This window comes from Xanthomonas sp. LF07-6 (assembly GCF_034105445.1).
GTDB lineage: Bacteria > Pseudomonadota > Gammaproteobacteria > Xanthomonadales > Xanthomonadaceae > Xanthomonas_A > Xanthomonas_A sontii.
The window spans coordinates 1-447 of the sequence record NZ_JAXGGI010000047.1; the positions used below are offsets into that span (position 1 = coordinate 1).

Genomic DNA, 447 nt, shown 5'->3' on the forward strand with positions numbered 1-447 from the left:
CGATCTGTTCGCGCCGGCCACGATCGCGCGCATGGCGGCCAGCTTCGGGACGCTGCTGCAGGCCGCGGTGGCCGATCCGAGCACGCCGGTGCAGGCATTGCCGCTGGTCGGCGAGGACGAACTGGCCGAACTGGCGTCGCTGGCCGAGGCGCAGCCACTGCAGCGGCCGGCGCCGCTGCTGCCGCAGTGGCTGGCGACCCAGGCGCAGCAGCGCGGGGCCGCTCCAGCGCTGTTGCTGGAGGGCCGGGTGCTGGACCATGCCGGACTGGAGGCGCGCAGCAACCAGCTGGCGCGCGCCCTGCTGGCGGCCGGGGTGGTTCCCGGCGACCGCGTCGGCGTATGCCAGCCACGCAGCCTGGACATGGTCGCCAGCGTGCTCGGCACCATGAAGGCCGGTGCGGTGTATGTGCCGCTGGACCCGGGTTATCCGGACGAGCGCCTGGCCTT

1 protein-coding gene is annotated in these 447 nt (G+C 74.0%); it reads left to right on the plus strand.

What is annotated here, in order from left to right; all coding sequences use genetic code 11:
- On the plus strand, positions 1-447 hold a 447-nt coding region (locus SLW56_RS20815; protein ID WP_320695410.1), incomplete at both ends, for an AMP-binding protein.